17 protein-coding genes are annotated in these 20,213 nt (G+C 72.0%); 14 read left to right on the top strand and 3 right to left on the bottom strand.

From position 1 onward, the window contains the following. Positions 1-184: 184 nt before the first annotated feature. The 6 genes from ABR737_RS22540 (at position 185) to ABR737_RS22515 (ending at position 7,038) form a co-directional block, all read left to right on the top strand. Positions 185-727 carry a hypothetical protein gene (locus ABR737_RS22540; RefSeq protein ID WP_350251912.1) on the top strand — a complete coding sequence of 181 codons (543 nt, stop codon included), beginning with the start codon at positions 185-187 and terminating at the stop codon, positions 725-727. Between the two features lie 241 nt (positions 728-968). Beyond that, a complete protein-coding gene (locus ABR737_RS22535; protein ID WP_350251911.1) occupies positions 969-1,805 on the top strand; it encodes a DUF4097 family beta strand repeat-containing protein in 837 nt (278 codons plus the stop codon). 178 nt (positions 1,806-1,983) lie between these two features. Then, positions 1,984-3,012, top strand: a complete 1,029-nt coding sequence (locus tag ABR737_RS22530) for an ATP-binding cassette domain-containing protein (protein WP_350256890.1) — start codon at positions 1,984-1,986, stop codon at positions 3,010-3,012. Further along, positions 3,009-3,812: an ABC transporter permease gene (locus tag ABR737_RS22525; RefSeq protein WP_350251910.1), complete on the top strand. Its 804-nt coding sequence runs from the start codon at positions 3,009-3,011 to the stop codon at positions 3,810-3,812. The genes ABR737_RS22530 and ABR737_RS22525 overlap by 4 nt, the downstream gene beginning before the upstream one ends. A 114-nt stretch (positions 3,813-3,926) precedes the next feature. Further along, a complete protein-coding gene (locus ABR737_RS22520) occupies positions 3,927-5,165 on the top strand; it encodes a cytochrome P450 (protein WP_350251909.1) in 1,239 nt (412 codons plus the stop codon). A 169-nt stretch (positions 5,166-5,334) separates the two neighbouring features. Then, on the top strand, positions 5,335-7,038 hold the full coding sequence (locus ABR737_RS22515) for a protein kinase domain-containing protein (RefSeq protein WP_350251908.1): 1,704 nt from the start codon (positions 5,335-5,337) through the stop codon (positions 7,036-7,038). 268 nt (positions 7,039-7,306) lie between these two features. On the opposite strand, the gene ABR737_RS22510 is transcribed toward ABR737_RS22515, so the two are convergent. Further along, a complete protein-coding gene (locus ABR737_RS22510; RefSeq protein WP_350251907.1) occupies positions 7,307-8,347 on the bottom strand; it encodes an SCO2400 family protein in 1,041 nt (346 codons plus the stop codon). Positions 8,348-8,637: 290 nt separating this feature from the next. On the opposite strand from ABR737_RS22510, the gene ABR737_RS22505 reads away from it, so the two are divergent. From ABR737_RS22505 to ABR737_RS22470, 8 genes are all read left to right on the top strand, one after another. Then, positions 8,638-9,111: a MarR family winged helix-turn-helix transcriptional regulator gene (locus ABR737_RS22505; protein ID WP_350251906.1), complete on the top strand. Its 474-nt coding sequence runs from the start codon at positions 8,638-8,640 to the stop codon at positions 9,109-9,111. After that, positions 9,108-9,521: an SRPBCC family protein gene (locus ABR737_RS22500; protein WP_350251905.1), complete on the top strand. Its 414-nt coding sequence runs from the start codon at positions 9,108-9,110 to the stop codon at positions 9,519-9,521. Before ABR737_RS22505 ends, ABR737_RS22500 begins: the two co-directional genes overlap by 4 nt. Before the next feature lie 270 nt (positions 9,522-9,791). After that, the gene (locus ABR737_RS22495; protein ID WP_350251904.1) at positions 9,792-10,538 is read left to right on the top strand and encodes an ABC transporter ATP-binding protein; all 747 of its coding nucleotides are present in this window, start codon (positions 9,792-9,794) and stop codon (positions 10,536-10,538) included. A gap of 3 nt (positions 10,539-10,541) precedes the next feature. Beyond that, entirely contained in the window at positions 10,542-13,313 is a 2,772-nt protein-coding gene (locus ABR737_RS22490) for an ABC transporter permease (RefSeq protein WP_350251903.1), read from the top strand. Positions 13,314-13,611: 298 nt separating this feature from the next. Then, complete coding sequence (locus ABR737_RS22485; RefSeq protein WP_350256889.1) at positions 13,612-14,862, top strand: sensor histidine kinase; 1,251 nt, start codon at positions 13,612-13,614, stop codon at positions 14,860-14,862. Next, a complete protein-coding gene (locus ABR737_RS22480; protein ID WP_350251902.1) occupies positions 14,832-15,512 on the top strand; it encodes a response regulator transcription factor in 681 nt (226 codons plus the stop codon). The genes ABR737_RS22485 and ABR737_RS22480 overlap by 31 nt, the downstream gene beginning before the upstream one ends. Positions 15,513-15,774: 262 nt before the next feature. Next, a complete protein-coding gene (locus ABR737_RS22475; protein ID WP_350251901.1) occupies positions 15,775-16,716 on the top strand; it encodes an NAD-dependent epimerase/dehydratase family protein in 942 nt (313 codons plus the stop codon). A gap of 5 nt (positions 16,717-16,721) precedes the next feature. Then, a complete protein-coding gene (locus ABR737_RS22470) occupies positions 16,722-17,591 on the top strand; it encodes a hypothetical protein (RefSeq protein ID WP_350251900.1) in 870 nt (289 codons plus the stop codon). A gap of 1 nt (position 17,592) precedes the next feature. Here the strand turns inward: ABR737_RS22470 and ABR737_RS22465 are convergent, their stop codons facing one another. Beyond that, the gene (locus ABR737_RS22465; RefSeq protein ID WP_350251899.1) at positions 17,593-18,789 is read right to left on the bottom strand and encodes an alpha/beta hydrolase family protein; all 1,197 of its coding nucleotides are present in this window, start codon (positions 18,787-18,789) and stop codon (positions 17,593-17,595) included. A 206-nt stretch (positions 18,790-18,995) separates the two neighbouring features. Next, on the bottom strand, positions 18,996-20,153 hold the full coding sequence (locus ABR737_RS22460) for a serine hydrolase domain-containing protein (protein ID WP_350251898.1): 1,158 nt from the start codon (positions 20,151-20,153) through the stop codon (positions 18,996-18,998). Positions 20,154-20,213 lie beyond the last annotated feature (60 nt).

The raw sequence follows: 20,213 nt of genomic DNA, 5'->3' as shown, positions 1-20,213 counted from the left end.
GGTCCCGTTCCGGTCCCGTTCCGGTCCGGGCTGCGGGCGGCTGCGGGCTCCGCACCGGATGGTGCCACGGTGGCGGCGTAATGGCGGCGCGATGGCGCCACCTTTCGCCACGGTGGCAGCACCCGATGCCATCGTGGCGCCACAAAGGCTTGCATTGGCGTCATCGTGGTGCCACTATGGCGCTATGGACCTCACGCCGTATGTCGACAACCTCCGGCACGAGCTCGCGGTCGCCGCGGACGCGGGCGGAGACGAAGCCCGTGCCCTGGCCGAACGACTCACCACGCCCCTGGAGTCGGCCACCCGGCTCATTCTGCTCAACGCGCTGTCCTCCGCCATGGCCGAGGTCACCCGCGAGCTGGCGCCGGGCTCGGTCGACGTACGGCTGCGCGGACTCGACCCCGAGTTCGTGGTGACACCCTCGCCGGCGCCGGACCAGGAGCCGTACGGAGAGGCCGAGGCGTCCGAGGGCGTGCCGGGCGGCGGGCGGGCACCCGTGCCCACCGTCCCCGCGGACGGCGACGAGGGCGGTACCGCCCGGATCAACTTCCGCCTGCCCGCCCACCTCAAGACCCGGGTCGAGGAAGCCGCGGGCCACGAGGGCCTGTCGGTCAACGCCTGGCTGGTACGGGCCGTCGCCACGGCCCTGGAACCGGGCGAGAGCCCCCGCTCCACCGGCCGCAGCCGCCACCGGGGCCAGCAGGGTTACACCGGCTGGGTCCGCTAGAGACCCGCGCGCCGCCTTCCCCGGCGGCGCATCGCACCACGGCTCACCGCACCACCGGCCCCTGCTCACTACTCACCACACCACCGGCCACGGCGCCACCGGCCACCGCGCTCCTCGCCACTGTTCACCAGTTACCGCACCACCGGCCACTGCTCACCGCACTGCTTCTCACCGCGTCACTTCTCATCTCACCCGCCCTACCAGCGGGAATGCCCACCACAGCCATGAGGACGGGACAGCCATGCCTACTTTCGCCACCCCCGAACCGATCTCCGTCACCCTCGAATTCGACATGGGATCCGCCCGGATCACCGCGGGAAAGCGCACCGACACCGTCGTCGAGGTGCGCCCGAGCGACGCCACCGCGGAGGCCGACGTACGGGCCGCACAGCAGACCAAAGTCACCTGCTCCGGCGGCAAGCTGGTGGTCAAGGGGCCCAGGAAGCGCTCGCTCTTCGGCAAGTGCGGCTCGCTCGACGTGACCATCGAGCTGCCGGCCGGCTCGGACGTCCTGGGCACCTCGCCGATGGCGGACTTCACCTGTGCGGGCCGCCTCGGTGAGTGCCGGTTCAAGACCTCGCTCGGCGATCTCCAGTTGGATGAGGCGGAGGCCGTGAACCTGCGGACCGACTACGGCGACATCCGGCTGGCGCGGGTGACGGGAGACGCCGAGCTCATCGCCGCGGGTCTGATCGAGGCCGGGGAGATCGCGGGCGCCGCGCTGGTCAAGAACGGCAACGGCGCGACCACGATCGGCGAGGTCACCGGCGCCCTGCGGGCGACCGCGTCCAACGGCCTGATCTCCGTCGGCGTCGCGCACGCCGGGGTCGAAGCCAAGTCCGCCAACGGCGCCATCCGGCTCGGTGACGTGGCACGCGGCAAGGTCGTCCTCCGGGCCGCGGCCGGCGACCTGGAGGTCGGGATCCGCAAGTCCACCGCCGCCTGGCTCGATGTGGCCACCGGCGTCGGCACGGTACGCAACTCCCTCGGACCGTCCGACGGCCCCGGTGACGCTGCCGAGACCGTCGAAGTACGCGCCCACACCAGCCTCGGCGACATCGTGATCCGCCGCGCCTGACCACCGGCCGCCGGCTGCTCCTGGCCACTGGCCACGGCCGCTCCTGACCACCGCGCCGGCCGTCGCGTGCCCTGACCGCCGGCCGCCGGCCGCTCCTGGCCACCGGCCAACGTCCACAGACCGCCGCCGGCCCGCCACATCGCAGAACTCGGAACCCTGGAGAGGAACTGTCATGATCATGAAAAACCTGCCCCGCGCGCAGGCGCCCCGCCCACCCCAGCCCTGTCCACCGGAGCCCCGCCCACCCGCGATCACCGCACGCGGATTAGCCAAGTCCTACGGCGACAAGGCCGTCCTCGACGGCATCGACCTGCACATCCCCGAGGGCACGGTGTTCGCCTTGCTCGGGCCCAACGGCGCGGGCAAGACCACCACCGTCCAGATCCTCTCCACCCTCATCCCGGCAAGCGCCGGCCAGGCCCAGGTCGCGGGCCATGACCTGGTCCGCGAGGCCGACGCCGTACGCGCCGCCATCGGCGTCACCGGCCAGTTCTCAGCGGTGGACAACCTGCTCAACGCCCGGGAGAACCTGCTCCTCATGGCGGACCTGCACCATCGAAGCCGCCGCGAAGGCCGCCGCCGCGCCGACGAACTCCTGCAGCGCTTCGAGCTGACCGAGTCGGCCACCAGGCCCGTTTCCACCTTCTCGGGCGGTATGCGGCGCAAGCTCGATCTCGCGATGACCCTGGTCGGCGATCCGCGCCTCATCTTCCTCGACGAGCCGACCACCGGCCTCGATCCACGCAGCCGGCGCACCATGTGGGAGATCATCCGCAACCTGGTCGCCGAGGACGGCGTCTCCGTCTTCCTGACGACGCAGTATCTGGAGGAGGCCGACCAACTCGCGGACCGGATAGCTGTCCTGGACCACGGCAAGCTGGTCGCCGAAGGCACCGCGGACGAACTGAAGCGGCAGATCCCCGGCAGCCATATCCGCCTCGAGCTCGCCGACGCGGACCGGCTGGCGTCGGCTGCCGCCCTCTTCACCTCGGCCACCCGCGACGACGAAGCGCTCACCCTGCACATTCCCGGCGACGGCAGCATCCCCGCCCTGCGCACCGTCCTCGACACCCTCGACCGCGCGTCCGTGGAAGCCGAGGCGCTCACCGTGCACACCCCCGACCTCGACGAGGTCTTCCTCACCCTCACCGGCCGGGCCCCGCAGTCCGGACCCGCAGCCAACTCCGTTGAGGGGAACGCCCGATGAGCACTGTGTCTGTGTCGTACGCGATGCGCGACTCGATGACGATGCTGCGCCGCAACCTCAAGCGCGCACGGCGTTATCCGTCCCTGACGCTCTCGGTCGTCGCCATGCCGATCGTGATGCTGCTGCTCTTCGTCTACGTCTTCGGCGGCGCGCTCGGCACCGGCATCGGGCTGCCGGATGCGGTGAACGGCCGCGGTGCGTACGTCAACTACGTCGTTCCGGGCATCATTCTGATGACCGTGACCTCCGGTGCCCTCTCGACGGCCGTTTCGGTCTCCCTTGATATGACCGAAGGCATCATCAACCGCTTCCGCACCATGGCGATCTCCCGCGCCTCCGTGCTGACGGGCCATGTGGTCGGCAGCGTCATCCAGACCATGCTCAGCCTCGTCCTGGTCATCGCCGTCGCACTGGCGGTGGGCTTCCGGCCGGACGCCACTCCCGTCAGATGGCTCGCCGCCCTCGGCCTCCTGGCCCTGCTCGCCTTCGCGCTCACCTGGCTGGCGGCCGCGATGGGCATGGTGGCCAAAACCGTCGAGTCCGCGAGCAACGCCCCCATGCCGCTCACCTTCCTGCCCTTCCTCGGCAGCGCCTTCGTCACCCCCGACACCATGCCGGCCGGGCTGCGCTGGTTCGCCGAATACCAGCCCTTCACCCCGATCAACGAGACGCTTCGCGGCCTCCTGCTGGGCACGGAGATCGGCACCAACGGCGTCATAGCCCTGGCATGGGGCATCGCGCTCAGCCTGGTCGGCTACCTGTGGGCGCGGGCTGCCTTCCGGCGGGGCGCCACGCGCTGAGCGCGCCGCGCGCCCGGGTCGCCTCCGCGCCCGGCAGGCACCTCTCCACCTCCCTCTCACCCCATCCTTCACGCACACCACGGTGTGCTCCGCACTCCGCATCGGAGGACAGCTATGCCCCTGCACCCCGAACTCCCCGGACGCCCCGAACTCCCCGAGCACCCCGAGCCCGTGACGCTGCCGACCGACCGTCCCGCGGGCTGCCCCTTCGATCCGCCCGCGGGACTGGCGGCACTGCGCACGGAACGTCCGCTCACCCGGATGCGCTACCCCGACGGGCACATGGGCTGGCTGGCCACCGGCTACTCCGCGGTCCGTGCGATACACGCCGACCCCCGCTTCAGCTCACGCTACGAGCTGATGCACTACCCGCTCGAGGGCGGCTACACCGGCGAACTGCCCCCGGCACCGGTCGGTGACCTCACCGGGCTCGATGCCCCCGAGCACACCCGCTACCGACGGCTGCTCATGGGGAAGTTCACCGTCCGCCGGATGCGCCAACTCACCTCCCGCGTCGAGGAGATCGCCGGCGAGCACCTGGACGCCATGGAGCGCCGCGGGCCGACGGCGGACCTGGTCGAGGCGTACGCAAAGCCCCTCCCCGCGCTGATGATCTGTGAACTCCTCGGTGTCCCCTACGAGGGGCGGGAGGTCTTCCAGCGTCATGCGGAGACGGTGATGACCCAGAACGCCACCATGGACGAGGTGACCGCCGCCATGGCCGCGCTCCAGGACATCCTGTCCCAGCTGGTGTCGGCCAAGCGCGCCGAACCCACCGATGACCTGCTCAGCGACCTCACGACCACCGACCTGACCGATGAAGAACTCGCCGGCATCGGGAGCTTCCTGCTCGCCGCCGGCCTCGACACCACCGCCAACATGCTCGCGCACGGCACCTTCGCGCTGCTGTGCCACCCGGATCAGCTCGCCGCCCTGCGTGCCGATCCGGGCCTCGCCGACCAGGCGGTCGAGGAGCTGTTGCGCTACCTGACCATCGCCCACACCGGAGCACGGTCGGCGCTGGAGGACGTCGAGCTGGAGGGCCAACTCATCAAGGCCGGTGAGACGGTCACCCTCTCGATCCAGGCCGCCAACCGTGACCCGGAACGATTCCCCGACCCCGACACCCTCGATCTGCACCGCAAGGCCACCGGGCATCTGTCCTTCGGCCACGGCATCCACCAGTGCCTGGGCCAGCAACTGGCCCGCGTCGAGATGCGGGTCGCCCTCCCCGCACTGGTCACCCGCTTCCCGACGCTGCGGCTGGCCGTCCCACCAGAGGAAGTCACCCTGCGGCACCGGATGAACATCTACGGGGTGCACCGGCTCCCGGTCACCTGGGACGAGCGGTAGCCCCGCCGGGCCGCCTGCCGCACACCCCGGGGGATCCCGCCGGGCCGCGTCTGCCGCGCACCGGGGGACCCCGCAGGCCCGCGTCTGCCATACGGGCCGAGGAACCCGCTCGCACTCCTGTACGTCTTTCCGCGTACGTGTTGGCGTGGAAGGTCCCTGGAGGAGCCCGGTGGAGCACAGGATGTTGGGGCAGCGGTACGAGCTGGTGGAGCAGCTCGGACACGGCGGGATGGGAACGGTCTACCGGGCCGTCGACCATCGGTTGCGCCGTACCGTCGCCGTGAAGACCCTCTCCGCCGAGCTGGCGCTGCAGCCCGAATTCCTCACCCGGTTCCAGCGCGAGGCGCACGCCGCCGCCGCGCTCAACCACCCGGGGGTGGCCACCGTTCATGACGTGGGGGAGGACGCGAGCGGCGGTGCCGCCGAGCCCTACCTGGTCATGGAGTACGTGGAGGGCAGAACGCTCAGCCAGGTTCTCAAGGACGGCGCGCTGCCGGTGGCACAGGCGGTCGACCTCACCGGCCAGGTGCTGGACGCCCTGGAGCACAGCCACCGGCACGCCATCGTGCACCGGGACATCAAGCCCGCGAACGTCATGCTCACCAGCTCGGGCAAGGCCAAGGTCGTCGACTTCGGCATCGCCAAGGCGCTCAGCGAGGCGGCCACCCGCCTGACCGGCACGGGCGTGGCGGTCGGCACCCCCGCCTATCTGGCCCCGGAGCAGATCAACGGCGGCGAGACCGACCACCGTACGGACCTCTACGCCGTGGGCTGCCTGCTCTACGAGCTGCTGACGGGCCGTCCCCCGTATACCGGGGATTCCCCGTTCTCCGTGATGCACCAGCATCTGTCCGCGGAGCCGGTGCCGCCCTCCCGGCTCCGCCCCGAACTGCCGCCCGCCGTGGACGCGGTGATCGTCCGCGCGCTGCACAAGGGCCGGGAGGACCGCTTCACGAACGCCTCCACGATGCACGACTCACTCGCCGAAGCCGCCCGGCCCACCACACCGTCTCCATCCGCCCACAACCCCGCCCACAACCCCGTCCGCACCCCCACCGCCTTCGACCCGGCCGCCCCCGGTCACGCTCCACTGGGACAGGCCGCACCCGGCCACCTCACACCCGGCCACGCGGCACCCGGTCACGCCGCACCCGGCCACACCACCGGGGAACCCGCCCCGGCGGCCGCCGCCTTCCCCACCCCCTCCCGCACCCCATCCGGCAGCGGACCGGAAGCGTCCCCACCGCATCCCACCCGACGCAGACCGGCGGCCCGCGTGGTCTTCCGGCCGACGGCCGAAGGCGGGGTCGCCCTGCTCGGCTGCTTCCTCTCCCTGGTGATATCCCGGACCGACATGATCGAGGCCGGCCAGTTCAACCGGGTCGCCCTGCTCGCCGCCGTCGCGGGGGCGGTGTTCCTGCTGTGGTCGGCGCGGCTCGCCTGCGCGGTGTCCTGGGGCCCGGTGGCGGAAGCCGTGGCCGCCTGGTCCGAACTCTCCCGCGGCAGCATCGGCTGGGAAACCCGCTACGTCATCATCGCCCTGGTACTGGCCCTCGTCGCCGCACTGTGCCTGGCGGCAGGCTACAAAGACGAAGGCGCCGGCGGATTCGCGCTCGTGGCCTTCTGGTTCACCGCCCTGACCGCCGTCTGGTTCTTCCTCGACGACCTCCGCAAGATCGGCGTGTTCTACGTCCTGCTCCTGGGCGTCACCCTCGCGATCGGCGCCCAGGTCCTCAAGTCCCGCACCCGCCCGCCATCGGCCGGCCACCTCGCCACCCCACCCGGCACACCAGACGCCCCGAAGCCGCCGGAGCACCCCCGCACCGCCCACCGCCGCCGACGAAAGCCGGCAGACCGGCACACCCACGCGTAGCGGAAGTCACCGCGGCCGGGCGTCCTCCGGCCGCGCCGCACAACCACCGCACCGACCGGCTGGCGCGTCGCACAGCCACGCACCGACCGGCTACCACGACCGCGCCGTACAGCCACCACACCGCACGACAACACTCGACAACCGCACGGCCTGCGCCGGCACACCGGCACTCCCTGAAAATCACCCTCGTCGGAGATCGGATGCGCGGTGCGGTCCGCGGAACGGAGGGTGGTGCTGCGATGCCCGCGGCGGAGCCATCAGCTGACTGTCAGTTGACGCAGACGAGTCCCAGCAGGCACACATGCGCCGGTGATGTCGGCTCGGCGGAGGGCGTGGTCGGGCTGCTGGGCGTGGTCGACGTCGGGGGCGTCGTGTGCGTCGGGGCGGTGCCGGCGCCGTCGCCGGCCGAGTGTCCGGTGGGGGCGGGGGCGGCGGTCGTCCTCGGTGCCGCGGCACCGGAGTGGCCGGAGGATGACGTGCCGGCCGCGGTGGGCGCCGAGGTGTGCGGCGCCGCGCTCGGGGTGGCGGGGGAGTGCGCCGGGGTGGCGGAGTGCTGCTGGCGGACCGTCGTGGCCGCGGTCGGCGCGGCGGGGGTGCTCTGGTGCCGGTCGGTCGCATGGCGCGGGTGCGTAGCGGGGTGCCGGGACGCCTCGGTGTCCGGCTGCTCCGACGACGAGGCGGCGGATTCCGTCCGGGGCGTGCCCACGCTCCCGGGCTCCGGTGCCGAGGACGCCTGCGCATGGCCGGTGGACGGCTTGTTCTGCAGCAGCGAGGCGGTCAGGCCGCCGCCGACAAGGGCAAAGGCCGTGGCGGCCGCGGCCCGGCGGCGGTGCTTCTTCCAGCGCGCCAGCTGACGACGCCGGGCCGCGCGGCCCTGTCCGGTGGCAGCGGCGAGTCCGGTGCTGTCGGTCTCGTCGCCCTCGGCCGCATCGGCCCGCGCCTCATCACCGTCGAAGGCACGGTTGCCCAGTGGGCTGCTGCCCAGAGCACCGCTGCCCAAGGTGCTGTTGCCCAAGGCGCCGCTGTCGAGGGCGCCGGTGTCGAACGGCGTGGCAGCGGACGGCGCGGCAGCGGAGGGGCCGGCCGCGGAGGGCGTGGCTGCGGACCGCTCAGTGCCGTGATGCCGACTGCGCTGAGGGGTGTCGAGGCCGGCGGCTTCCTCCGCGCGCCATGCCTCCCACATCGCGGCAGCGGCCTTCGCGCGCTGCTGGCGCTGGCTGGGCGGGGCGATGTCCGGAGCGTAATCTCCGCATCCCGGGCAGACGAGTGCCCCGTTGAGATTTCGGCGGCACGACGTGCAGTAGTCCATCTGCGATCTTTCTGTGCTGACTGCGTCGCCAAGGACGCCGGCGACCTGATCAAGTTCGCACGCGGGATCGAGCGGGCTGTAACGCTAACGGCACCCCCCGAGGGCGAAGCGAAGGCCGTGTGACGCTTCGGTGCAGATACCTCGCCGGTGGCCCTTGGTTTTCCTCGGCACTCCGGACATGTGGCGACGAATCCCTTGATGGGCCGCTGGACACGGGCCGCAGCCGGCGTCAGGAGCTTCGAAGCAATTGATGTCTTGACAACAGATGTCGCGACAATCATTCTGGAGTGGTGACCTCAACCAACGGTCTCCGCGACCATCTCGGCTATTGGCTGCGACGTCTGTCCGACGAAGTGCACGGGCGCTTCGAGCGGGAGCTCGCCGGCCACGACGTCACCGTGGCGCAATGGACGGTGCTCGTCACCGTCCATCGCGGTGACGCCTCGACGACGCGGGAAGCGGCCCGCCACATCAACATCGATGCGGGAGCGGTCTCCCGCCTGGTGGACCGCCTCGTCGCCAAGGGCCTGATGGCCCGCGAACCCGACCCGGCCTCGCGCCGGAGCCTGCGCCTGGTCCTCACCCCCGCCGGCCGGGACCTGGTGCCCCGGCTGGTGGAGATCGCCGATCGCAACGACGCCCACTTCTTCGGCGCACTGGACCCCGCCCAGCGGGACCGGCTGCAGAGCTGGATCCGTGAGCTCGTCGACGCCGATGGCGGGTCCGGCCCCCGGCCGGCGCCTCCTGGGAAGGCAGGAAAATGAGCACAGAACTCCACACCGCCCGCTCGGTCACCAAGACCGTCACCATCGCCCGCCCACCCGCCGAGGTCTTTGCGTTCCTCGCCGACCCGGCCAACTGGCCCCGGTGGGCCGTCGTCAACATCCAGGCCATCGAGCCGACCGCCGATCCCGACTGGTGGCTGATGGACACCCCGCGCGGCGCGGCCCGCCTGCGCATCCGCGGCAACGCGGAGGAGGGGCTGCTCGACCACGACTACCTCGACCGCGAGGCGTCCTGGACCGTGCCGGCCCGCGTCGTGCCCAACGGCGAGGGCAGTGAATTCCTCATCACGTTCTTCCAGCCGCCGGGCTTCAGCGATGCCTACTTCGACGAGCAGAGTGCCCTCATCGACAACGAAATGGCCGCTCTGAAGCGGGAGTTGGAGGGGTAGGGGGATTGATCGGCCTGGCCGACTGGCCGCCCTGCCTGCCGCCCTGCCGCTCTGCCGCCCGGCTGCCCATGGCGCCGTCCCCGTCCCTGCCCGCCGGCCCCCTCACCCCGCGCCACCAGGTGGACTTTTCTCCACCCGGAAGACGGGATGTGGCGCCCGTGCGCGGTACGGCCCCGCCCCGCTTGACTGAAGGCCCGCCGTGGACGCGACCGTGCACGGGGTCATGGGTCACGGGTTACGAGTCACGGGGTCAAGCGTCCAGGGGGAGAAATGTCCGTCACCGGAGTCGGCGTCGAGCAGGCGGTGACGCTCAGTGCGGTGGCCAGGCTGTACGGCCGCGGCGAGCGCCGGGTATCTGCCCTGCGTGGTGTGCACTGCGCCTTCGCCCGTGGGTCGTTCACCGCGGTGATGGGGCCCTCGGGCTCCGGTAAGAGCACTCTGCTCCAGTGCGCGGCGGGCCTGGACCGCCCCACCTCGGGGCGGGTGTTCATCGGCGGCACCGACATCAGTGCGCTGACCGAGACCGAGCTGACCAAGCTGCGCCGGGAGCGGATCGGTTTCGTCTTCCAGTCCTTCAACCTCATGCCGTCGCTGAACGCGCGCAAGAATGTGGCGCTGCCGATGCGGCTGGCCGGGCAGCACCCAGGGCGCGCACGGGTGGACGCCGCGCTCCGGCAGGTGGGCCTGGGCGACCGGGGCGGCCACCGGCCGGCGGAGCTGTCCGGCGGCCAGCAGCAGCGGGTGGCCATCGCCCGCGCACTGATCAGCCGGCCCGAAGTGCTCTTCGCCGACGAGCCGACCGGCGCCCTGGACACCCACACCGGCCGTGAGGTGCTGGGCCTGCTGCGGAACGTGGTGGACCACGCCGGGCAGACGGTGGTCATGGTCACCCACGACCCGGTCGCCGCCTCCTGGGCGGACCGGGTGCTCTTCCTGTCCGACGGGGCGGTGCATGGCGAACTGGCCGGCCCGACGGTGGCCGCGGTGAGCGAGCACCTGGCACGGCTGAGCGGCTGACCGATGATCTCCCTCGCTCTGTCGACCCTGCGCGCCCGGTGGGCGCTGTTCGCCGGGACCTTCCTCGCGCTCTCGCTCGGCGTCGCGCTGATCGCCGCTACCGGACAGGTCCTCGATGCCACCCGGGGCACGTCGAAGCCCGGCGGTCCCGGGCGCTACGACGCCGCGGCCGTGGTGGTGCGGGCCGGCCAGTCGTTCACCGTCGGCTTCGGCAGCGGGGACGGCGCGTACGAAGAGCGTCGGACGGCCACCTCCCCGCACCGCCTGGGCGACGCGCGCCGGATCGCCGACGCGGTCCGTGCGGTGCCCGGTGTGCGGCGGGCCGTCATCGACCGTTCGCTGCCCGCACGGGTGGTGACCGGTCAGGCCGTTGGCCGGTCTGCCCCTTCCGGCTTATCCGGCCCGTCTGCCTCATCCGACCCGTCCGGCATATCCAGCTCGTCCAGCTCATCTAGTTCATCTAGTTCGTCTGGCTCGTCCGGCTCACCCGGCTCGTCCGGCTCGTCCGACCCGTCAGGCACCCCGGTCGGCCACGGCTGGTCGAGCGCGTCGCTCACGCCCTTCCGCCTCACCCGGGGCCACCCGCCCGTCGGCGACCACCAGGTGGTGCTCGCCGCCGCGCCGGCCAAGCGTGCCGGGGCCACCGTGGGCGACACGGTCGCCGTGGTGACCCCGCGAGGCCGGCAGCGGATGACCGTCGCCGGTATCGCGGCGCCGCCCGGCACGGACGGGGTGCCCGGCGAGGCCACCGTCTTCTTCGCCGACGACACCGCCCAGCGGCTGTCGGCCGACCCGGACCGGGCGGACGCGGTGGCGGTCCTCGCCGCGCCCGGCACCTCCGCCACGGCCCTCGCCGACCGGATCCACGCCGCGCTGCCCGATGCGTCCCTCACGGCCGCTGCCGGCGCGGCCAAGGGCGGCCACCCGGCCGCCTCCTCGCGCGCCGCGGCGCTCGGGGACGTCGCCACGCTGCTCGCCGTGATGGCGGTGATCGCCGGCTTTGTCGCGGTCTTCGTGGTGTCGGGCACCTTCGCCTTCGCGATCGCCCGGCGCCGCAGGGAACTGGCCCTGCTGCGCACCGTGGGGGCCACCCCGCGCCAGGTGCGCCGCATGATCATGGCGGAGTCGGCGCTGCTGGGCGTCGTCGCCTCGGCCGTGGGCTGCGGCCTCGGGATCTTCGGCGGGCGGCTGCTCGCCGCGGTGCTCTCGTCCTTCGGTATGGCGCCCGAGGGCTTCGAGGTCCCGGTGTCCCCCGCGGTCCTGCTGATCAGCTTCCTCGCCGGACTCGGCGTGGCGCTGCTCGGTGTGTTCGCCGCCTCGCGCCGGGCCGCCAGGGTCCGCCCGGCCGAGAGCCTGCGGGAGGCCGCGGTGGAGACCCGGGTGATGACGACGGGCCGATGGATCACCGGGTCGCTGTTCCTGGCCGTGGCCGTGCTGCTGCTGATCATGCTGCCGCAGGCGGGCAGCGACGGCGCCATGGTGATCTCGCTGGTGCTGACCGAGATCCTGGTCGTGGGGATGGTGGCCTTTGCGCCGCTACTCGTCCCGCCGCTGGTGCGGCCGGCGGCCTTCCTGCCGGCCGCGCTCACCCGTATCACCGGCGCGCTGGCCGGTGACAACGCCCGCGCCGCGGTGCGCACCACCGCCTCGGCCGCCGCCCCCATCCTGGTCACGGTGGCCGTCGCCGGCTCCCTCATCGGCGTCACCCGGGCGAGCGCGGCGACCACCGTCGCCGACGACCGCGCGCACCTGAGGGCCGATGTGGTGGTGGCCGCCCCCGACGGCGGTACGGGCACGGGCACCGGCCTGCCCGCCGCCGCGCTGCGCGAACTGTCCTCGGTGCCCGGCGTACGGACCGTCTCGCCGGTCGCCGAGACCAGCGGCTTCCTCGTCGGCTCCCGCTATGTGATGTCGAGCGGCATCGGCGCGGTGGACCCGGCGCGGCTGTCCGGCGCCCTCCGGCTGGACGTGGCCGGAGGTTCGCTGGGCGCCTTGCGGGGCGACGCCGTGGCGGTGACGAAGCTGGTCGCCGGGCAGCTGGGCTGGAAGGCGGGCGACGACGTCGAGGTCTACCTCGCCGACGCCACGAAGGTGCGGGTCAAGGTCGCCGCGGTGACCGGCTCGTCGGCGGGCCTGCCCGCGGTGCTCTTCCCGCGGGACGCGCTGGCCCGGCACGCGCCCGGCACGATGGCGAGCGCCGCCTACCTGTCACTGGCGCCTGGCGCGGACCGGGCCGCCGTGACGGCCGCCGCCGGAAAGATCGCGCACGCATACGGCGCGGCCGCGCACGACCGGGACGACTGGCTGGCGCAACGCGCCCTGGCCACGCACGAGGAGGGCCGCATCCTGGTCCTGGTACTGCTCGGCATGTCGCTGCTCTACACCGGCATCGCCATCGCCAACACCCTGGTCATGGCGGCCGGGGAGCGCGCCGAGGGCATCACGCTGCTGCGCAGAATCGGCGCGACCCGCGGGCAGGTGCTGCGCACCGTCGTGTGGGAGACGCTGACCGTGGTGGCCATCGGCGGGACGCTGGGCCTGCTCGCGGGCGGGGTGACGATGCTCGGCACCAGCCGGGCGCTGTCCGCGTCCGGCGAACCGGCCGAATTCCCCGTGCCCTGGCAGGAGATGGGGGCAATACTGGCCGGCTGCCTGCTGGTCGCCCTGTCGGCCGCCCTCGTGCCGACCCTTCTGCAACTGCGTTCCTCCGAGGGCACGGAAGGGAAGGCCGGGGTGTCCGGCGCGCGGGGGCCGGTGCCGACGGGCGCGGGGTGAGACGGGTCCCGTCCCGTTTCCGGTGCCGACGGGCGTGGGGTGAGGTGGCCCCCGTTTCTGGCGCCGACGGGCGCGGGGTGAGGCGACGCCGCCCGCTCCCTCCCGAAACCGTAGGGGCGCGCCGGCAGGCCCGCGGTGTGCCTCTCCCTCCCGCCGAGTCCGTACGAGTCCGCTGGGCAGGCCGGCCGGTGTGCCTCTCCCTCCCCCCGAGTCCGTACGGGTCCGCCGGGCACGCCCGCAGCAGCCCCCAGCGGGCCTTACCGTGGGCGGAGTGAGCTCCTCTCCCACCTGGCAGGCCATGACCCGGAGCCCGGTCAACTTCCTTACCTCAGCGGCGCCTTGGCGTTCGCTCGGCTACCTCGCCTCCTCCGCCCTCGTCGGGCTTGTCTCGCTGGTCGTGCTGGGCGGCGTTCTGGTGTGCGGGCTGCTGCTGTCGGTGCTGGGTATCGGGCTGGTGTTGCTGGCGGGCTCGGTGCTCCTCGGCATCCCGCTGGCCGCGCTGGAGCGCCGCCGGCTGCGGCTGCTGGAAGGGCCGCACACGGACCGGCCGGCCAGTCCGCACCATGCCGTCGCCCGGCCGGGGCTGTGGCCCTGGCTGACCACCCGGCTGCGGGAGCCCGCGACCTGGCGGGAGTTCAGCTACGCCGTGGTCTTCGCGGTGCTGCTCTCCTTCGTGAACCTGGCCCTGCTGACCCTGACCGGACTGCTGGCCGCGCTGGTCGTCGCCCCGGTCCAGGTGGCCGTCGCGTCGGCGCAGCCCGAGGCGCTGGTGCTCACCGGCATCGGGATCGCCGGGCTGCCGGTGGCCGCGTACGTCCTGGGCGCGGCGGCGGCCGCGCAAGCTTGGTTCGTCCGGCTGATGCTGGTCCCCAAGGAGGACGGACAGTCCGACCGCGTCCTGGAGCTAACCCGCTCGCGGGCCCGGATGGCCGACGCCTTCGAGGCGGAGCGGCGCCGTATCGAGCGCGATCTGCACGACGGGGCACAGCAGCACCTCGTGGCGCTGGTCATGACGCTGGGCCTGGCCGAGCTGGAGCTCGGCGCCGCCGATCCCGCGGCCGGCAAGGGCGGCGAGCTGGTCTCCCGGGCCCGGCGCGAGGCGAAGCAGGCGCTGGACGAACTGCGCGACCTGATCCGCGGCATCCACCCGCAGGTCCTCACCGACCACGGCATCGCCGCGGCGGTGTCCGAGGTCGCGGTCCGCTGCCGGGTGCCGGTGGACGTCGATGTGGAGCTGGCCGGGCGGCTGCCCGCACAGATCGAGGCCACCGCCTACTTCGTCATCAGCGAGGCACTGACCAACGTCGTCAAGCACAGCGGGGCCGCCACCGCCACGGTGCACGGCCGGCTGGCCGAGGGACGGCTGTCCGTCACGGTCACCGACGACGGCACCGGCGGCGCCGAACTCCGCGACGGCGGCGGGCTCCAGGGCTTGGCCGACCGGGTCGCGGTGGTCGATGGAAGACTGACGCTGTCCAGCCCCTGCGGTGGTCCCACCGCCCTCAGCCTGGAGATTCCGTGCCGGCACCGTCACTCCGTATCGTCTTAGCCGAGGACTCGGCCCTCGTCCGCGAAGGGATCGTTGAGCTGCTGCACCGGTTCGGCCACCGGGTGGTCGGCGCGGTCGGCGACGCCGACTCCCTGATCACGGCGGTGCAGAAGTGTTCCCCGGACATCGTCATCACCGACGTACGAATGCCCCCGGGGCACGGTGACGACGGGCTGCGCGCCACGGTGCAGCTGCGCCGGCACGACCCGGACCTGCCGGTGCTGGTGCTCTCCCAGTACGTCGCGAACGCTTACGCCAAGGAGCTGTTCACCCCTGGCAGGGCGCCCCACCGCCAGAGCCGCGCCGGTCTCGGTTACCTGCTCAAGGACCGGATCGGCGAACTCGGCGAATTCGCCCAGGCCGTCGAACGGGTTGCCGCGGGGGCCATGGTGATCGACCCCCAAGTGGTCCAGCACCTGCTGATGGAGCGCGACCGGCGCCACCGGTCCCAACTGCTGTCCGGCCGCGAACAGGAAGTGCTCGGCCTGATGGCCCAGGGTTACTCCAACGCCATGGTGCGGGACGCGCTGCACATCAGCGACGGCGCGGTGGCCAAACACATCGGCAACATCTTCGCCAAGCTGGGACTGTCCCCCGAGGACGGCAACCGCCGGGTGCTTGCGGTACTGGCGTACCTGCGGGACAAGTAACTGGCGGCCGGCTGGTGCCCGTTGGTGCCCGTTGGTCCGCACCGCAAAGCCGGACGGAACGGAACCGGAACGGGAACCGCAACCTGGGCTGGACCGGAACGGGAACGGCAACCGGAACGGGAACCCGCAACCGCAACCCGGGCCGGACCGCAACCGGGTCCCGACCCGGAACCATCGACATCCGCTCCCCATGGTCCCCCTCCACCTCAACCTCCAACTCACCCGCCACAAAGGCAACACACGCTCGCGCTAATGTGCGCCCGTGAGTCTCTATGTCGTTATCGGATCCGGGCCCGCCGGGGCGGCCACCGCTCGGCTGCTGGCCGAAGAGGGGCACGCGGTACGGGTCGTCACCAGGTCGGGCCGAAGTCCTGAGCCGGGCATCGAGCACATCGCGTTGGACGCGACGGACAGCAAGCGACTGAGCGAGTCCGCGCAGGGTGCGGCCGCGATCATCAACTGCGCCGGGCCGCCGTACCCGCGCTGGGCGAGCGACTGGCCGCCGCTGGCCGCCTCGGTCTGCGCGGCGGCCGAGGCGACCGGGGCCGTCCTGGTCATGCTGGGCAACCTCTACGGCTACGGTCCGGTGGACGGCCCCCTGACCGAGGACCTGCCGCTCGCGGCGACCGGCCCCAAGGGACGGGTGCGCGCCGCCGTGTGGGAACAGGCGCAGAAGCTGCACGAGCAGGGCCGTATCCAGGCGGTCGAGCTGCGGGCCTCGGACTTCTTCGGGCCCGGAGTGACCGACGGCGGGCACCTCGCAGGGCGGGTCATGCCGGCCCTGCTGCGCGGCAAACCGGTCTCCACGCTCGGAGATCCGGACGCCCCGCACAGCTGGAGCTACCTCCCCGATGTGGCCCGGGCCCTGGTCGAGGTCGCGGGCGAGGAACGGGCCTGGGGACGGGCCTGGCACGTTCCGACACGGCCCGCGCTCTCCGTCCGGGAGATGGTCGACCGCCTTGCCGCTCAATCGGGGACGGGACCGCTCGCCGTGCGCAGGCTGCCGCCCGCCGTACTGAGTGTCGGCTCTCTTGTCTCCCCGCTGCTCCGCGAACTGAAGGAGATCCGCTATCAGTTCGACCACCCGTTCATAGCCGATTCCAGCGCCTACGAATCCGCATTCGCGGTACGGGCCACGCCCCTCGACGAGCAGATCAAGGCGACGGTGGACTGGTGGCGTGAGCGACGGGCCACCACCGGGTAACGCCCGTGTTCAGCGGAGGGCTCACCTACGAGGGCGAGGCGGGTGCCATCGCGGGAGACGAGCGACGTCTCGGTGATGCACTGCACGGCGACACGATGATGACCTGGGGCGCCTGGATCTTCATGGCCGCCTGGATCCTCGGTATGGGCGTGTCCGTGGCTTTCGTTTCGGAGCTCTATGGCTTCCGTTCCTTCTCCCGGCTGGGCCACGCCGACAAGGCCGTACGGGCGAGATTCCTGGGGACCGACTTCTGGCGGGAAGGGACCAGCAAGCAGCGGTGCCTGAGGATTCTCACCCCGTCATCCCGGGTCGCACACTTCCTCATCAACGTCACGGACCGCGATCTCCCCGACTCCCTGAACGGTCAGTATCTCTGGCTCTGTTGGGACGCCGACCGCGGAACCGGCGGCAAGCGATTCTCGCCGAAAGGCACCCCGGCGGCGTTGGTTTCCGACGACGGGTGGGTGATGCACGGCATGCTCAAGTCGCGGGACGCCAGGCTGCTGGCCGACGAGGGCATCCCCGTGGAAAAGGCCCACGTGCAAACGGCCGGCGTGGAAACGACTGAGGTGGAAGCGGCCGTCGTGGAAGCGGCCGTCGTGCAAACGGCCGGCCCGGAAACGGCCGCGGCCGAGGGACAAGCGCCGAGAACGCTCCGGCTCTGGGACCCACGCTCAGCCTGGCCACTCTTCATGCGCCCCTCGGCGCCGGCTCTCGCCGCGCTGACCGTCGCCTGCGGAGCGCTGCTGACGTGCGACATCCCCGGCTTCTGGCGCTGGGCAACCGCGATCACCGGCGTGCTCGCCGGCTGCGCCCTCGTCATTCTCTCCACCATCCACGAATCCCTGCTGCCACCCGAAGAGAAGGCGCGCTGATTCAGCCGCCGGACGAAGACAGTTCGAACCGGACCTCCGGGTTGGCTGCCGAGGGGCCGTCGAGCAGTGGTTCCTGGTCGCCGCGCAGGTGGTGGTCGAAGAAGGCGCCGACGTAGCTGCGCGTGAGCTGTGCGGCGTGTTGTCCCGGTAGCGGGGCGGAAGGGTCGTGCACGCCGAGTTGGGCGGCCAGGACGGGCAGGTCGAGGAAGCTGAGGTGGTTGGTGCCGGAGACGGTCAGCCAGCGCTTCCATCCGTTCAGACGGGGCCATCCCTCGTCCCATGTCTGCTCCTGGCCGGGCTGGTGACCGGCATGGCCCAGCAGCAGGAAGGGCCTGCCCTGGAGCCCGGATGCCGGGACGGGCACGTTGAACACCCCGTCCATGTTCACGCCCGCTCGTATCCGGCCGTCGGAGGCCATGGTGTGCGCCGTGCTGTCCCCGCCGATGGAGTGCCCGGCCATGCCGATGCGCTTCGGGTCGATCATGTGCCCGTATTGCCAGGCCGGGTGGCGGCCGGTCAGTTGGTCGAGCACGAACGACAGGTCCCGGGCCCGGTTCGTGGTGACGATGCCCTCCCTGCCGGGCTTGACGGTTTCGCAGGCGACGCAGGTGAGCGTACGGCCGCCGGGAAAGGAGGTGCCGGCGGCTTCGTAGGCGTGGTCGACCGTCGCGACGACGTACCCGCGGCTGGTCAGATCCTCGGCGAGAAGGGTGAGCGTGGTGCGCGGCAGGCCAAAGCCGGGGGAGAGCACCACCAGCGGATACCTGCCGGCCGCGGGCCGCGCACCGGTACGCGCAGAGGTGCGGGTGGCGCTGACCACCTGGGCCGGCACCTTGTCCTCCAAGTGCTGACTCGCCAGCAGTAACCGGGCCTCGTCCGTGGTCATGTAGGCGGAGGGCCGTCCGGTCCCGCGGTGCGCCGGGTAATACAGGGAGAGCATCAGCTCCCGCGCCCCCGACCGGGGAACCCAGGGATCACGACGGCTCTTGTCGGCGAGGTGCACGATGCTGCGCCCCACCGCATGAGGCCCGGTGGGGCGGGGGAGTTCGAGGTGGACGGCCGGTGCGTCCGCTGCGGATATCGGCGCGGGCGGGGACGGCGGCGCGGCGAACGCCGTACCGGATGAGGCGACCGGCAGGGACAGGGAAAGGGAGAGGACGAGCAGGGCGGCTGTCGCGGTACGGGGCAGTGTGATCATGCGGGAACGCTACGACGGGGCCCTGGCCGGGGAATCACGATCAGCAGAAACCGGCCAGGTCTCATGGGGACTGTGTCGTTCGAGCCGTCCCCCGCCCCGCAGCTGAGCCGCCCCGCAGCTGAGCCACCCCGCCGGCGGGCCGCCGAGCGCCGCGTCGGCCTGCGGCCGGCTTCCCGGGCCCGGCCCGTCGCCGTGGCGTTGAGGGGTCACTCGGCGTGGCACAGAGCGGTGGAGAGTACCTTCGTCGCGGCCGCTGCCGCCTCGTCGGGCAGGGTCAGACCGGTGTTGACCGACAGGGTGACCTGCCGCTTGCCATCCGCCGAGGTGAGGCTGAAGGTCTGGTATCCGACGACCTCTCCCGTATGCCCGACGACCGGCCCGTCGGACGGGCACGTGTTGCCGTTGCTCTCCAGCCCCAGGCCGTAGAAGCGGTGGGGTCGCTCCGGGTTCATGGGGTGCATGTCGCGCATCTCCTTCAGCAGGTGGGACGGCAGCAGCCGGCCGTCGAAGAGCGCCTTGTAGAAGGTGTTCAGGTCGTGCGTGGTGGAGATGAGCGTCCCGGCGGCCCAGTAAGCGGCGGGGCTGAATTCGGTGAGGTCGGTGGGCGGGGTGCCCGGCCCCCTGCCGTCGAGCCATTCGTAGCCGTGCAGTTGCGGACCCGCGATGGCTGGGGTGGTCGGGAAGGACGTGCCCTTCAGACGCAGGGGCTGCACGAGGCGGTGGTTGATCTCGTGTCCGAGCGACCGCCCGGTGACATGCTCGACGAGCAGCCCGAGGACGACGTAGTTGGTGTTGGAATACTCCCAGGTCGTGCCGGGGGCGGGCCGGTTCGGCAGGCCGGCGACGAGCGCGATGAGCTGGCGCGGGGTGTACGTGGCCTTCTGCGCATCCCGCACCGGGTCGGGCTTCTTCAGCAGCACGTCCGTGTAGTTGGCCAGGCCGCTGGTGTGCTGGAGCAGCTGCCGCACGGTGATGTGTTCGCCATGCGGGACCACACCGGGTAACTGACTCTCGATGTCGTCATCGATATCTACCTTGCCCTCGGCGACAAGCTGCAGTACGACGGTGGCCACGAAACTCTTGGTCACACTCCCGGCCCGGAATCGGTCCCCGGCGTGGGAAGTACGCCCACTGCTCAGATCGGCAGTCCCACTGCTGCCACGCCACACCCCGCGCTCGTCCCGCACCTCGGCCACGGCTCCGGGTACACCGGCGGCGACGGTGGCGTCGAGGGCCTGCTGGAGGGTGGTGCGATCGGCGCCGGCGCCGGATGCCCGCGCCGCCGCCACAGCGGGAGTGCCGGCGGGGAGAAGCAGAGCGGCGGAAACAAGCACGGAGACGGCGATGGCTCTGCGATGCGACATGGGTGATGGCCTCATCTACTGCTGGAGCGGCTGGAGTTGGCTTCAGCGTAGGCAGGTGGG

The sequence above is a fragment of the Streptomyces sp. Edi2 genome, from assembly GCF_040253635.1.
Lineage (GTDB): Bacteria > Actinomycetota > Actinomycetes > Streptomycetales > Streptomycetaceae > Streptomyces.
This window is presented reverse-complemented; position numbering and strand designations above follow the sequence as displayed.